Genomic DNA, 15,304 nt, shown 5'->3' with positions numbered 1-15,304 from the left:
TATAATTAATTCGAGAGAAAATTACATTCTCTCAGGCACATTTATTCCCAACAAACTAAAAGCATCAGCAATTACATCGGCTACTTTTTTGGATAATTGTACTCTGAATATTTTTTTATTCAAATCTGTTTCTCCCAATATAGAAACGGCTTGGTAAAAAGAATTGTACTCACGAACTAACTCATAAGTGAAGTTCGCAATTAAAGCCGGACTATGATTATGTGCAGCATTTTGAATTACCTCTGGAAACAACTCCAATTGTTTTACTAATTCCTTTTCTTTTTCGTGGAGTTCAGTTATTTCTGCATTCGAAACAAAATCAAAATCTGCTTTGCGAATAATTGATTGAATTCTTGCGTATGTGTATTGAATAAACGGCCCTGTGTTTCCTGCAAAATCAACAGATTCTTCTGGATTAAACAAGATTCGTTTTTTAGGATCTACTTTTAAGATATAATATTTAAGTGCTCCAAGACCTATCGTATTGTATAGTTTTGATTTCTCCTCTATCGAATAAGAATCTAATTTTCCTAAATCCTCAGCAATTTTTTGAGCTGTATCGGTCATTTCCTGCATTAAATCATCGGCATCAACGACAGTTCCCTCACGGCTTTTCATTTTTCCAGAAGGTAAATCTACCATTCCATAAGACAAATGAAACAGATTAGAAGCCCAGTCAAAACCTAATTTTTTCAAGATTAAAAATAATACTTTGAAGTGATAATCTTGCTCGTTACCCACTGTATAAACCATTCCACCAACGTCTGGCATATCTTTTACACGCTGAATAGCAGTTCCAATATCTTGCGTCATATATACCGCTGTTCCATCAGAACGCAACACGATTTTTCTATCCAATCCTTCATCAGTCAAATCAATCCAAACAGAACCATCTGGATCTTTTTCGAAAACACCTTTTTCTAAACCAACTTGAACTACATCTTTACCTAATAAATAGGTATTACTTTCATAATAAAAACTATCAAAGTTGACTCCTAAATTTTTATAACTTATTGCAAAACCATCATAAACCCATTGGTTCATGGTTTTCCAAAGTGCAATTACTTCAGGTTTTCCATTCTCCCAATCCAAAAGCATTTGTTGTGCTTCAAGAATAATCGGAGCTAGTTTTTTTGCTTCTTCTTCCGTTTTACCAGCATTTATTAACTCAGTAATTTCACCTTTATAAGCTTTATCAAAAGCAACATAATAGTTACCTACTAATTTATCGCCTTTCAATCCTGTAGATTCTGGAGTTTCTCCATTTCCAAATTTTTGCCAAGCCAACATCGACTTACAAATATGAATTCCTCTATCGTTGATGATTTGAGTTTTATAGACTTTTTTACCCGAAGCTTTGATAATTTCAGCAACCGAATATCCTAAAAGATTATTACGAACGTGACCTAAATGCAATGGTTTATTAGTATTTGGCGAAGAATATTCTACCATTACCGCTTTGTCATTTGCCGAAGGCGTTACAAATCCAAATTTATCACCGCCTCTGATTCCGTTGAAGAAATCTAGATAATAACTATCTGCAATTACAATATTCAGAAACCCTGAAACAACGTTAAAACGAGCTACTTCAGAAACATTTTCTACCAGATAATTTCCAATTTTATTCCCTAATTCTACTGGATTACTTTTTACCAATTTCAATAATGGAAAAATAACCATCGTAATATCTCCTTCAAACTCTTTTCTGGTCGTTTGAAACTCTACTTTATCAATCGTTACATCAAACAAAGTTTGAATAGCTTTTTCTATAGATGGGGTAAGAATATTGGATAATGACATGTATACTTGTTTTTTTTAAGTGTGCAAATATAAGGCTTATTCGCCAAATATAGAAAGTGAAAAAAAACATTCTATTATCGATTATTTAGAAAATTCAATGTTTTATTGGATTGTCACTTTTCGACAACAAAATTATCTTATTCTACATTATAATTAACTAGAACAATATCAAAAAAAGTAAGAATATTTTTTAAAACACATGAAAAAAATTCTTTTTCCTCAAAAAATAATCAAATACAAAGCTCTAAAAATCAAAGTCTCAAAAGATCATTTTTAAAAAACATCAATTTTTTATTTAAAATGTTGTTACAAAAAGAAGATAAAATAGTCTTATTAGCAATCATCAATCAAAATCATCAATCAAAAATTAAACTATGAAGACTAAACTATTAGTAATATTCCTATTGAGTTTTATAGGAATAGCACAAGCAGAAAACGCTGGAATCATTTCAGGGAAAATAATAAACAAAACTACAAAACAGCCAATTCCATATGCTTCTATTGTTATAAAAGATGGAGAAAAAATAATAAACGGAATTGTAGCAGATGACAAAGGAGAATTTTTAATTAAAAATTTAGAATTAAAAAAATACACTTTAGAAGTAGAATTTATTGGATACAAAAAATACACTACTTCTTTTGAATTAAGTACTGCTCAAAAAAACTCCAAGATAGAAGTATCTCTTGATGAAGATATAACAGAACTTCAATCGGTAGATATTGTTAAAGAACATTCATTAATCGAACAAAAAACGGATAGAAAAATAATCAATGTAGGTAAGGATTTACTAAGCGCTGGAGCAACAGCTGCTGAGATTATGAATAACATTCCCTCTGTAAGTGTAGATCCGCAAACTAATGCGGTAAGCCTTAGAGGAAATTCTAATGTTAGAGTATTTGTTGATGGGAAGCCAACTACAGTAGATGCTGCTCAGTTATTGCAACAAATTCCATCTACTTCTATTAAACAAATTGAATTAATAACCAATCCATCGGCCAAATATAACCCTGAAGGAATGAGTGGTATTATCAATATCGTATTGAACAAAAATGCAAAAATTGGCTTTAACGGAAGTGTAAATAGTGGTGTAACTTTTGGCGATACTCCAAAAACCAATTCTTCTTTTGACATGAATTACCGCAATGGAAAAGTTAATTTCTATGGCAATTACGGGTTAACTACTGGGAAACATAATAATTATGGTCATGTAAAAACGCTTGATTCTAATCTTAATTTAGAGAACACTCAAAATTTTGAATTTACAAATGATAATACCGCACACTTAGCTAAAATTGGTCTTGACTTTTATTTGAATGATACCAACACTATTTCTGTTTATACAACACAGAACATTAGTGATGATAAAGGAAAGTCTCAGACAAATGTAGATTATACAAATTCGAGTCCTAGTATATTTCAATTAATAGATAGTAAGAACGACAATTATACCCAAACCTATAATTTAGATTACAAGAAAAAATTCAAAAAAGAAGGGCACACGCTTGAATTCGAGGGTAATTACAGCAATAATGATAATACTGAAAATAGTATATACAATGATCCTAAAACCAATGACGTAAATAATAAAGGTGAAAACGTATTACTTAATTTGGATTATACTAATCCTTTAACAGAAACCATCAAACTGGAAGCAGGATTAGAAACCCGAATCGAAAATACTAAAAATAATTTCCTTGTGGATGGTGCTTATAATTCTAATTTTAATTACGAAAGACATATTTATTCTGCCTATACTACTATTTCAAAACAATGGAAAAAATGGAATGCTCAGGTTGGTGCCCGTTTTGAAAAATATACAGCCGATGCGTTATTTAAAAAAATAAACGAAGCCGATGGTACTTTTAATGATGATCTATTCACTGTGTACCCATCTGGATTTTTAAATTATGCACCAAATGATAATGATTCCTTTAACCTTAGCGTTTCAAAACGTGTAGACAGACCAAGTATCGATCAGGTAAACCCTATTCGAGAATGGAGTACTCCTCTAATCGACTCTGAAGGAAATCCTGAATTATTACCTCAATTTACCAATTCAGTTGAATTGAATTACACTCGTAAAACTAAAATAGGTTCTATAACTTCGGGTGTTTTTTACCGCCAAATCAATGACGAAATTTCGAGAACTCTTTCGTCAGAACCAAATTCTGAAAAACAAATTTTATCGTATGCCAATTTGGGTGACAATAATGCCTTTGGAGTAGAACTTTCTGGAAATTTAGATTTTACAAAATGGTATACTGCAAATATTAGTTTTGATTTATACAACAAAAAAACTAAAGGCTATGTAGAAATAGCTTCTGGAGAATTAGAATATGTAGAAGTGAACGTTACAACTTTTAACACTCGTATGAGCAACACATTCAAAGCATCAAAAAATTTACGCTTTCAATTAACAGGGATGTATCGTGGTGAAGATTTAAACTTACAATTCCTAAGAAAACCAATGTGGAAAATAGATTTGGGATCAAGTCTAACCATCCTTAAAGGAAGTGCTACGGTAACTGCCCGTGTTAGTGATGTATTTAATACTATGCATTATGGATTTGAGGCAACAAGACCAAAAACCCAAACTGGAGAATTCCATTGGGAAAGTCAAACGGCTTATGTAGGATTCAATTACCGTTTTGGAACTGGAAAAAACAAAGCAATTAACAGAAAAGAAAGAGATAAAAACGAAACCCAAAAAAGTGGTGGTTTCTAAAAATTAGTTTTAATAATCAGGTTACAAAAGCAAGAAACCCCAGAGAATGCCAACTCTGGGGTTTCTTATATTATATAGTGAAACTTTTTATTCGATTAAATAGTATCTAAAACAATATTACCATTTAATAATAGCACTTGCCCAAGTAAATCCGCTACCAAAAGCAGCTAAAACTACAGTATCACCAGATTTGATTTTTCCCTTCTCCCAAGCTTCAGTTAAAGCAATCGGAATAGACGCAGCTGTTGTGTTTCCGTATTTTTGGATATTATTATAGACCTGATCGTCTGAAAGTTTAAATTTACTTTGAATAAATTGAGAAATTCTCAAGTTAGCCTGATGCGGAATCAGCATATCAATATCCGAAACCTGTAAATTATTTGCTTCTAATCCTTCATTGATAACTTCGGCAAAACGAACAACTGCATTTTTAAATACAAATTGTCCATTCATATATGGATAATAACTTTCATCGTTTGGATCATTATCAGCAATGATATCAGTAACCCAACGCGCTCCCATCCCTGGTGCCTTCAAAGCCAATTCCTCAGCGTGCAATCCTTCAGAATGTAAATGTGTAGATAAAATTCCTTTGGTTACATCTTCTTCTCTGCTCAAAACTGCTGCTCCTGCCCCATCTCCAAAAATTACTGAAACCCCTCTTCCGCGACTTGTCATATCCAAACCTGTAGAATGTACTTCGGAACCAATAACCAAAATGTTTTTATACATTCCTGTCTTGATATATTGATCAGCAACCGAAATAGCATAAACAAAACCAGAACATTGATTTCTTACATCTAATGCTCCAACAGTTCTTAATCCCAAATCACGTTGCACTGCAACACCTGGTCCAGGAAAATAATAATCAGGGCTTAATGTTGCAAAAACCACAAAATCGATATCTTCTTTAGCAACACCAGAACGTTCAATTGCAATTTTGGCAGCTTTAACTCCCATTGACGTAGTGGTATCTTCGCCACGAATGATGTGCCTTCTTTCCTGAATCCCTGTTCTTTCTTGAATCCATTCGTCATTTGTATCTATAATTTTAGACAAATCATCATTAGTCACTACATTATCCGGAACATAATATCCTAATCCTGTTATTTTTGAATGGTACATATTTTATTGTTTTATTAAAATCAAGGTTGCAAATTTAAATATCTTTTAAAATAATTGATTACAAATTACTCTTTTTTTAGCAATATCCAAATTATTATTATTTTTCGAACTGTTTTCGTAAATGTAACAAAATTGAATTATTACGACATATTACTAACACCAGTTGCCCTAAATCAACCAAAATAATTTAAAATTATGAAATTAAAAGTTTCCTTATTTCTATTTCTATGCATGGGTTTATCAGCTATTGCACAAGAAAACGTAAACTACCAAAAACCATCCAAATCTATTTTGGATCTGGCAGATTATCAAAAAGCGCCTTCGGTTTCTATGGATACCAAAAAAGAGTATATACTGTTGAGTTATACAGCTACCTATAAAACATTAGATGATTTAAATCAGGAAGAATTGCGTTTAGGAGGGTTACGAATTAATCCTGTAACCAATATTTCGAGTACGGTAACCTACATCAACAACATCACCTTACGGAAAGTATCAGACAAAAACGAAACGCAGATTAGTAATTTACCCGCCAATCCTCGTATCAGTAATATTACATGGTCACCTAATGACAAAAAGATATTATTTTCTAACACGGTTAGTACCGGAGTTGAATTATGGATTTTGGACGTCGCTTCTGCTAAAGCAACAAAATTAACCGAGGCAAATCTAAACGCTAATCTTGGCACTCCTTATAGTTGGTTCAATGACAGTGAAACTATTTTGGTAAAAATGTTACCAAAAAACAGAGCTGCATTATTAGACTCTAAAAAAGATCTACCTACAGGTCCAATTATTTCCAATTCGGAGGGTACAAAATCACAAAACAGAACCTACCCTGATATGTTGAAAAACAAAAATGATGAAATCAATTTTGAGAACATCATTACATCCGAATTGTATAAAGTGACTCTGGACGGAAAAGCAACACTATTTAAAAATGCGGCTATGTTTGCAGGAGAAAGAATTTCGCCAGATGGAAACTTTATAATGATAACTACCATACAAAAGCCATTTTCATACATTGTACCAATTAATCGTTTCCCTTCAAAAAGTATCGTTTATGACAAAAATGGAGTTGAAATAAAAACGGTAAATGAAGTTGCATTAAATGAAATTATGCCAAAAGGCTTTATGGCAGTGCGCAAAGGAAAAAGAGAAATGGGCTGGAGAAACGATAAACCTGCTACCTTATTTTATGTAGAAGCTTTAGACGGAGGTGATCCAGCAAATAAAGTCGATTTTAGAGACGAGATTTTTCTATGGGATGCTCCATTTACTGCAAATCCAATTACTATGGCAAAAACTCCGCAACGTATCAACGATATAATTTGGGGAAATGAAAATACCGCCATTCTTGTTGATGAATGGTATGACACTCGAAATATCAAAACCTATTTGATCAATCCATCCGATTCAAATCAGAAAGCGAAAGTAATCTCTGATAGAAATTCTCAAGATATTTATGCTGATCCAGGAAATTTTGAAACTAGAAAAAATCAATACAACAGACAGGTATTAGCTATAGAAAACGGTAATGCTTTCCTTATTGGAGATGGGTTTACCAAAGATGGTCAATTTCCGTTTATTGATGAATTCAATTTAAAAACATTACAATCAAAACGATTGTACACCTCACTTTACAAAGACAAAAAAGAAGATTTATTAGAAATTGAAGATTTTAAAACTGGAAAAGTATTGGTTCAGATTCAATCAAAAAATGAATATCCAAATTATTATTTCAGAAACATCAAACAAAAAAATAGTCTGACTGCTATTACTGCCTTCAAAAATCCATTTGAAAGTATCAAAAACTTAAGTAAAGAAGTAATCAAGTACAAACGAAAAGATGGAGTAGAATTATCTGGAACGTTATACTTACCAGAAGGGTATGACAAAGTCAAAAAAGAAAAACTTCCATTGTTAATTTGGGCTTATCCGGCTGAATACAAAGACAAAAACAGTGCTGGACAAAATGATAAAAACCCAAATGAATTTACCTTTCCTTCTTATAGATCCTTTATATATTGGGCTACAAAAGGGTATGTTGTTCTAGATGATGCTTCGTTTCCTATTATTGGCGAAGGAACTACAGAGCCTAATGATACTTTTATCACACAATTGGTAGACGATGCCGAAGCCGCAATAAATGCCGTTGATGCTTTAGGATATATCAATACCAAGAAAGTAGCTGTTGGCGGACACTCTTATGGTGCTTTTATGACTGCCAATTTATTAACACATTCCAATCTATTTGCCTGTGGAATTGCCAGAAGTGGTGCTTACAATAGAACGCTGACTCCGTTTGGTTTTCAAAGTGAACAACGCAATTACTGGGAAGTTCCAGAAGTGTACAATACAATGTCTCCTTTTATGAATGCAGATAAAATGAAAACACCATTGCTTTTAGTTCATGGAGAAGCCGATAATAATCCGGGAACTTTTACATTACAAACAGAACGTTACTTTCAAGCTCTAAAAGGATTGGGAGCACCAGTGAGAATGGTAATATTACCAAAAGAAGCTCATGGATATGTAGCCAAAGAAAATATTTTGCATTTACTTTGGGAGCAAGATCAGTTTCTGGAAAAGTATTTGAAAAACTAAAATCGAAATCCAAACTTTCGTTAAACAAAAAAAGAGACAGTCTTAAAATAGACTGTCTCTTTTTTATTTTATTGAAAATTATTTACATAGTAAAAGGGAAAATTATTCCGTTTTGTGTGTAAGTTGCATTGTTATCACAATCTCCATTACCGTAGTCGATTATACCGTTTAAAAGTGGGCTTTCTACTTTTAGCTTTCCTTTTGACACATAATTGCAACTGTAACTTTTTACTAATGATTCTAAAACTGTTAAGGTAATTTTAGCTCCATTTTGTTTGGTAACTATATGAGTTCCATCTATCATTTCGTAAGTGTTGTCATCTAATGTAAGTGTTTCAACACCTTTCGTTTGTTTTATGGTATGAGTTCCTGTGTTTGTATATACTTCACCTTTAGTGTTAGTAAATATTCCATTGGTTACTGTTCTTGTCCATTGAGGGATGCTTGGAGTTGTAGTCGTATTTTTATATTCAATTTTCCCTTCTACTTTATTACCATTTACATAGTAGTTTTCTCTTTCAATTGTCATAGTGCTTCCAGTTTCTGTAACATAGTTTGAAAAAGTAATTTTTAGTTTTCCTTTTCTTATAATACCATTTATGGTACAACCAGTTCCAAAATCGACATCGAATGTTTTAGGAAAATTTGACGTTACAGGATTCATTGCTATAATTGCACAAGAACTTGTTAATGATTTACCAGTTTTTTTAGCAGTTGAATTTTCAAATGATATTTCATTTCCTATTTTAATATCTAATTCATTAATTAAATCAATAGATACTGATGCAACAACGGGGCCATTGTCTGTTGCCGTCAAAGAATCTTCTTTGGTGCATGAAATAAATGAAAAAAGGATAAGAGCAAAAGTGGATAATAGTAAAGAACTGTTCTTCATAAAATTAAAATTTAGGTTAAGTTTTTTTTCTTTGGGTAGCCAAATATATTATTTTAAGTGAATTAATAATTGATAAAACTGTTAAATATTTAAGAAATGAATTTATTTGTATATATTAAATTATAAATCTTACATATTTTTAGAAGTGTTTTTTTGTTTAGAGGGCAATTATAAGTTTTTTTAATGAAATTTGAAATGGCTCGAAATATCTGGTAATTCAGCTAAATCCAATTCTAATTCTGTACTGCCATTATCTGCAAACACTCCAATGGTAAATGAACCATCACTGTAAAAATTGAGTTCTGCAATTTGTTTGTCTACTTTTATGAGTTTAAAAGGTAGATTACCAAACCTGTTATGTAAAGCAAATAATATATAGTCTCCATTTTTTAATGGATTGTTTTTTGGATTTGTAGATACTACCTGTAACGTTATTTTATATAATCCTTTAGTTTCTTCAATAACATTTGCTTTTAATTCTCGTTCGTTGTCTATCGCTTTTAATTTCCATTGTCCTTTTTGAGGGTCTTCATGATTTAGCATTAAGCCTTTATGGAGTTTTAATTTGGCTTCATCTATCATTTTATCTAAATCTGATTTTATATTTTCTTTTCTTTTTTTGATTTCGTCTGAATTCATTTCTTTTTTAAGAACCGTTTCAAAATCAGTGTCAGACATAGATGCTCCGTTTAACTTAGTGATTAGTGATTTTGTGAGTTGTTCTTTTTCCTGAATCAGACTTTGAATTTGGATGATCTTCCTTTCTTTTTGCTTATCTTCTTCCTTTGCTTCGAGAATTTTTTCATTAGCAGTTTCTAGTTCTTTTCTGATAAAATTATCATCAGCATATTTGTATTTATTAGATAAAACAAGCCGCATATAATTATACCCGATATACAGCCCTAAAAAGCCAAAGTAAATTACAATTCCAATGCTGTATATGTTTACAAGTTGACTGTCGTATTTTGAAGAAGATCTTACATATTCTCCTAATGAAATGAAATAGTTTGGAATTTCTTTTAGATTAATTAATGTGAGCCCTATGATTATTTTGGTTAGCCAATCGGCAATTTCAAATAGGCCATTGTTTAGTGAAGAATCAATTTTTTTCTTGTTGTTTCGTTTGGGCATACCAAAGAGCGTTCCAACGAAATAAAAACTTACCAAAGATGTAATGCCCAGGATAATCCCAATAAAAAGAATGGTACTTCCCATTTCGTGAATTGTAACTGGGAAACCAATAACAGGGACCATTCCTAAAAAAAGGCCTAAGTATAATGTTAATAGAACTGAAGTTTCAGCTTCTTTTCCTGTGTTTTTTTCTATCTCTAATTCCGTTTCATTTTGACTTTTGATTTCGTTATTTGCCATATTTGTTAGGTTTAAATTAGGTCTAAATCAAATCAGTAATAAATTGGTCTTTAATCTTAATTTTTGAATTGTGGTTCATAAAGAAAAAGAGCAACTAATAGGGTATTTTTAAATTTCTGATCGTAAAAATGGGTAATGATGAGTTTGATTTCTGGTAAAATAATCAAATTAATTCATTTTCTAATTCTTAAAATTAATCAAAAAATGGATATAAAGTAAAGGGAAGTGTCTATTTTTTCAGTAATATGGTTGTTAATTTTTTTATTTACTGTTGAAAAATTCTATTAATCTAAAAATAAAAAACCCTGCAAATTAGTATTTGCAGGGTCATTTGTAACTAAACTCTAAGTGGTATTCTTAGAATTATTTTATTAGTTCAAAACTTCTTTTTACGAAAGCAGTTAATGCTTCTCCTTTTAATAAGTTTTGAGATAATTTAGCCAAATCTAATGCTTGTTTTACCAAGTTTTCTTGAGCTGATTGGTCTTTGTTATTTAAGATACTTGTAGCCAATTCGGAGTTAGTATTTACAACCAAATTGTACATTTCTGGCATATTACCCATTCCGAACATTCCGCCACCACCAGATTGACTCATTTCTTTCATTCTACGCATAAATTCTGGTTGCGTGATAATGAATGGAGCAGCTTCACTATCTAAAGCTTCTAATTGAACAGTATAGGTTTGTTTAGGAACAATAGTCTCAAGAACTGTTTTTAAACTTGTTTGTTCTTCTTCAGATAATTTAGAAATTGAATTTTCTTCTTTTTTGATTAAGTTATCAATATGGTCAGAATCGACACGAACAAAATGCATACCGCTATTGTCACCTTCAATTTTTTGAATTAAATGTGAAATGATTGGTGAATCCAATAATAAAACTTCGTACCCTTTGTCTTTTGCTATTTCGATATAAGAGTGTTGAGCCTCTTTATTTCCAGCATATAAAACAACTAGTTTTCCGTCTTTATCAGTTTGTTTTTCTTTGATTTTTTCTTTTAATTCTTCTAAAGTGAAGTATGTATTATCAACCGTTGGGTATAATACAAATGCACCCGCTTTTTCGTAGAATTTATCCTCAGAAAGCATTCCGTATTCAAGAACGATTTTGATGTCATTCCATTTTGCTTCGAAATCTGCTCTGTTTTCGTTGAATAAAGATTTCAATTTATCAGCTACTTTACGAGTGATGTAGTTTGAAATTTTCTTAACTGCACCATCAGCCTGAAGTCCAGAACGAGAAACATTCAAAGGAATATCTGGAGAATCAACAACACCGCGAAGCATCATCAAGAACTCAGGAACAATTCCTTCTACGTTATCCGTTACATATACTTGATTTTGGTACAATTGAATTTTGTCTTTCTGAATTTGCATGTCAGAACCCAATTTAGGGAAATACAAAATACCTGTTAAGTTGAAAGGATAATCTACATTTAAGTGAATATGAAACAATGGCTCTTCGAACTGCATTGGATACATTTCACGGTAGAAATCTTTGTAATCAGCATCCGATAAATCTGTTGGTTGTTTTGTCCAGGCTGGATTAGGATTGTTTACAATATTATCTACTTCAACAGTTTCTGCAGTGTAATCTTCTGGAGCATCTTCTGGTTTTGGAAGCGTTTCAGTTTTTGTTCCAAATTTAATTGGAATAGGCATGAACTTATTGTACTTGCTCAATAAACCAGAGATTTTATAATCTTCTAAGAACTCTAATGAATCTTCAGCAACGTGCAAAATGATTTCAGTTCCTCTAGTCGTTTTGTCAGCTGGTTCTAATGTGAATTCTGGGCTTCCGTCACATGTCCAGTGTGCAGCTGGTTCGTCTTTGTATGATTTGGTGATGATTTCTACTTTTTCAGCAACCATAAAAGCCGAATAGAAACCAAGTCCAAAGTGACCAATAATACCAGAATCTTTTGCAGAATCTTTGTATTTGTCTAAAAATTCTTCAGCACCAGAAAAAGCAACCTGATTGATGTATTTTTCAACTTCATCAGCAGTCATTCCTAATCCTTGGTCAATGATGTGGATTTTTTTGCCTTCTTTGTCAATTTTAATTTCAATAATTGGATTACCATATTCAACATTGGCTTCTCCAATACTGGTTAGATGTTTTAATTTTAAAGTTGCATCGGTTCCGTTAGAAATTAATTCACGCAAAAAGATTTCGTGATCACTGTATAAGAATTTCTTGATTAAGGGAAAGATGTTTTCAACCGAAACATTAATTTTACCTGTTGTCATATTTTTTAATTATTTAATGGTTTTACAATCGAAAAATATAACTTTCAAATAGAGTACCAATTAGTATCGGTGTGACAAATTGTCGTAGAGAAAGTAAGTTGAAACGGTTTAAGGTTTGGTAAGGTTGAATGGTACGAGCTGGAAGCTCGCACTAGCTCAGGATTTTTGTTCACGCTAGTGCGAGCTTCCAGCTCGTACACACAAACAAATTCAATTCAAATCTATCTCTAAAACTCACGCTAGTGCGAGCTTCCAGCTCGTACCCACAAACAGATTCAATTCAAATCTATCTCTAAAACTGTATTATCATTATTTCCATAGTTTCTAGCCGAACTATATTTCCAATCTATAGGATCGGTTACAAAACCAGATACTACAGGATTGTTATGAATGTAGTTTAATTTTTGTTCAAATACTTTCAAACTCCAAATTTCTATTGGCTGGTTGTTTTGTTGCCAAAACTGTTTATCCTTTACATTGCTGTTTTTTATTCCAGCTCTTTCAAACATCCATAACATCCATTCGCGTCTACTTTCTTGTGGATTGTCTTGAATTGTTTTGATTATTTTTCTTGATGTAAAGCCTTTTAAATCTCGCATTAATCCAGATGGGTCGCCTAGTGCAGACCTAAAAATCAAATGTATATGACTTGGCATAATACAATAGCCATAAATTTCCATACCCTTGTTTTTTCTGCAATGGTCTAATGATTCGGTTATAATTGTAAAATATAGGTCTCTTGTAAAAACGTCTATCCAATTGACTGTAGCGAAACTTACAAAATAGGCTCCTTGTTTTTCGTGAAATTTATATTTTCTACTCATTTATCTTTTAATGTAAATATAAATATTCCTACAAAAAAAAGCTACAACTTTTTTAGGGTTGTAGTTTGTTTTGTCTGCTCTTTATTGTGGGTACGAGCTAGAAGCTCGCACTAGCTAAGTGGTAACTAATGCTCGCGCTGGCTAGGGGCAGCTACTTTATTTCTTTTTTTCTCTATTCTTGAATTTATCAAATTTATCTTTAAATGAATACGTGAAATCCAAAATGGCAATAGTAAAATCTAAAATATCTTTAGCGACTAATGGGTCAATGTCATTATCAATATTATGTGCAGCTTCGTTTCCTGCTAATCTTAATTCGTCTGCCCAATCATAAAGTTGGTCATTTATTATTCCGTCTTCTTTGAGTTTTTTAATAGATACTGCTAAATTTTTTCCTTTTGCTCCTTTTATCAAACAGAATCCTTCAAGTGTTCTTCGACACATTATTGCAGTCGCTGTATAAGCATTTCCTTTGAAACATTTGATGCATTCTGTCAAACCAATTTTGAGTTTGTCTGGTATTATTGGGTTGATGTGAAATAAATTACCTGGATAAATTCTTTTAGGAATTCCCCAGTCAAAATTTTCTTCGTGATCAAATTCATACTCTTGTTCAACCAAGATAGGTGATGCACATTGGGAACATTTGCAAAGTGAAAGCTTTAAATTACACATCCAATCGTATTCCATTTCTTGAACATAAGCTCCAATAACTTGCGCTTCTACTAGTGCGCTACAATTATCACATTCTACTAACATATTTAGTTGTTTTAATGAAAATCTTTTTCTTCTAATTCTTCAAGTATTGATAATAAATCAAGTAAAATTGGATTTATTTTAATTGTAATTTCTTCTAATTCTTCAAGTGTAAATCTTTCTCCTGCATACCTTCTCCATTCTCTACCATCAGGTAATTTTTTATAAATGTGTTTATGATTTGAGCAGCACATATACTCTACATTGGCTTCAACAATTACATCACTCCAAACACCGTGAATAAAAAGATTTCTTTTATCCTTTAGTGGTCTAATTTCTGTGACTATTTTATAGAGTTTCTCTTCTTTATATTGTCGACTGCGATTTATTTTAAGTAATAAATTAAGATTTGATTCTAAGCTATTTTTTTCAATAAGCGTACTGCTTATAATTTTGTCGTCAGAGTTTATTAATTTTTCAATAATATGAAATATTAGACTTTCTAACTCTGCGAAACGAACAGAGGTGAGACCAATAGCTGCATAAAAATGAATATTCTTTGCTGTTATTTTAGTTTGTATGCTTGAAAACTGCCTCATAAAATTGAACTTAATTTGTTTTATTCTTTACTTTCAAATATAGAAATTTAAAATTACAAACCGCTATCTGTGTTTTTTACTCATTTCTACTGTTTTTGCACTCCGCCCAGTAAAATAGGGCTTCCGTAGAAAAAAGAATGCCCTGATGCGAGCTTCCGTCTCCCTGATACGGTCTTCCGTCAGCCTGTTGCATACTTCCGTGACTCTGGAACAAGCTTCCGTCTCCCTGTTGTACACTTCCGTCTGCATTTCATTAGCTTCCGCCTCTCTGTTGAATACTTCCGTCAGCCTGATACATGCTTCGAACAAGCATCCGTCTACTTCGGATCGGTTTTTAAACTCATCTGACAACTTGATAATTGGTACTGAATATTTTAAAATATAAAAAAGTAGTATTTTTTTTATATAAAA

Annotated in this window: 10 protein-coding genes; 2 read left to right on the top strand and 8 right to left on the bottom strand. The window is 32.0% G+C overall.

Features of this window, described 5'->3' with window-relative positions; genetic code table 11:
- Positions 1-21: 21 nt before the first annotated feature.
- Entirely contained in the window at positions 22-1,800 is a 1,779-nt protein-coding gene (gene argS, locus CLU82_RS13125) for an arginine--tRNA ligase (RefSeq protein ID WP_100843511.1), read from the bottom strand.
- Between the two features lie 374 nt (positions 1,801-2,174).
- On the opposite strand from argS, the gene CLU82_RS13120 reads away from it, so the two are divergent.
- Positions 2,175-4,526, top strand: a complete 2,352-nt coding sequence (locus CLU82_RS13120) for an outer membrane beta-barrel family protein (protein ID WP_100843510.1) — start codon at positions 2,175-2,177, stop codon at positions 4,524-4,526.
- A 117-nt stretch (positions 4,527-4,643) separates the two neighbouring features.
- Here the strand turns inward: CLU82_RS13120 and CLU82_RS13115 are convergent, their stop codons facing one another.
- The gene (locus CLU82_RS13115) at positions 4,644-5,651 is read right to left on the bottom strand and encodes a 3-oxoacyl-ACP synthase III family protein (RefSeq protein ID WP_100843509.1); all 1,008 of its coding nucleotides are present in this window, start codon (positions 5,649-5,651) and stop codon (positions 4,644-4,646) included.
- 195 nt (positions 5,652-5,846) lie between these two features.
- Here CLU82_RS13115 and CLU82_RS13110 point away from each other — a divergent pair, with 195 nt between their 5' ends.
- Positions 5,847-8,258, top strand: a complete 2,412-nt coding sequence (locus CLU82_RS13110; RefSeq protein WP_100843508.1) for a S9 family peptidase — start codon at positions 5,847-5,849, stop codon at positions 8,256-8,258.
- Between the two features lie 82 nt (positions 8,259-8,340).
- Here the strand turns inward: CLU82_RS13110 and CLU82_RS13105 are convergent, their stop codons facing one another.
- The 6 genes from CLU82_RS13105 to CLU82_RS13080 form a co-directional block, all read right to left on the bottom strand.
- Positions 8,341-9,153 carry a hypothetical protein gene (locus tag CLU82_RS13105; RefSeq protein WP_100843507.1) on the bottom strand — a complete coding sequence of 271 codons (813 nt, stop codon included), beginning with the start codon at positions 9,151-9,153 and terminating at the stop codon, positions 8,341-8,343.
- A 180-nt stretch (positions 9,154-9,333) separates the two neighbouring features.
- Positions 9,334-10,524, bottom strand: coding sequence for a pYEATS domain-containing protein (locus CLU82_RS13100; protein ID WP_100843506.1), 1,191 nt, complete (start codon positions 10,522-10,524; stop codon positions 9,334-9,336).
- A 363-nt stretch (positions 10,525-10,887) separates the two neighbouring features.
- Positions 10,888-12,774, bottom strand: a complete 1,887-nt coding sequence (htpG, locus tag CLU82_RS13095) for a molecular chaperone HtpG (RefSeq protein WP_100843505.1) — start codon at positions 12,772-12,774, stop codon at positions 10,888-10,890.
- A 275-nt stretch (positions 12,775-13,049) separates the two neighbouring features.
- The gene (locus CLU82_RS13090; protein ID WP_100843504.1) at positions 13,050-13,598 is read right to left on the bottom strand and encodes a transposase; all 549 of its coding nucleotides are present in this window, start codon (positions 13,596-13,598) and stop codon (positions 13,050-13,052) included.
- Positions 13,599-13,754: 156 nt separating this feature from the next.
- Positions 13,755-14,357 (bottom strand): DUF4145 domain-containing protein, encoded by a 603-nt coding sequence (locus tag CLU82_RS13085; protein WP_100843503.1) that lies wholly within the window; start codon positions 14,355-14,357, stop codon positions 13,755-13,757.
- Positions 14,358-14,368: 11 nt separating this feature from the next.
- On the bottom strand, positions 14,369-14,893 hold the full coding sequence (locus tag CLU82_RS13080; protein WP_100843502.1) for a hypothetical protein: 525 nt from the start codon (positions 14,891-14,893) through the stop codon (positions 14,369-14,371).
- Positions 14,894-15,304: the final 411 nt, after the last annotated feature.

The organism is Flavobacterium sp. 5, from assembly GCF_002813295.1.
In the GTDB taxonomy this organism is placed as follows: Bacteria; Bacteroidota; Bacteroidia; order Flavobacteriales; family Flavobacteriaceae; genus Flavobacterium.
The sequence above is the reverse complement of the archived record's forward strand: the minus strand, read 5'-3'. Positions and strand labels throughout refer to the sequence as shown.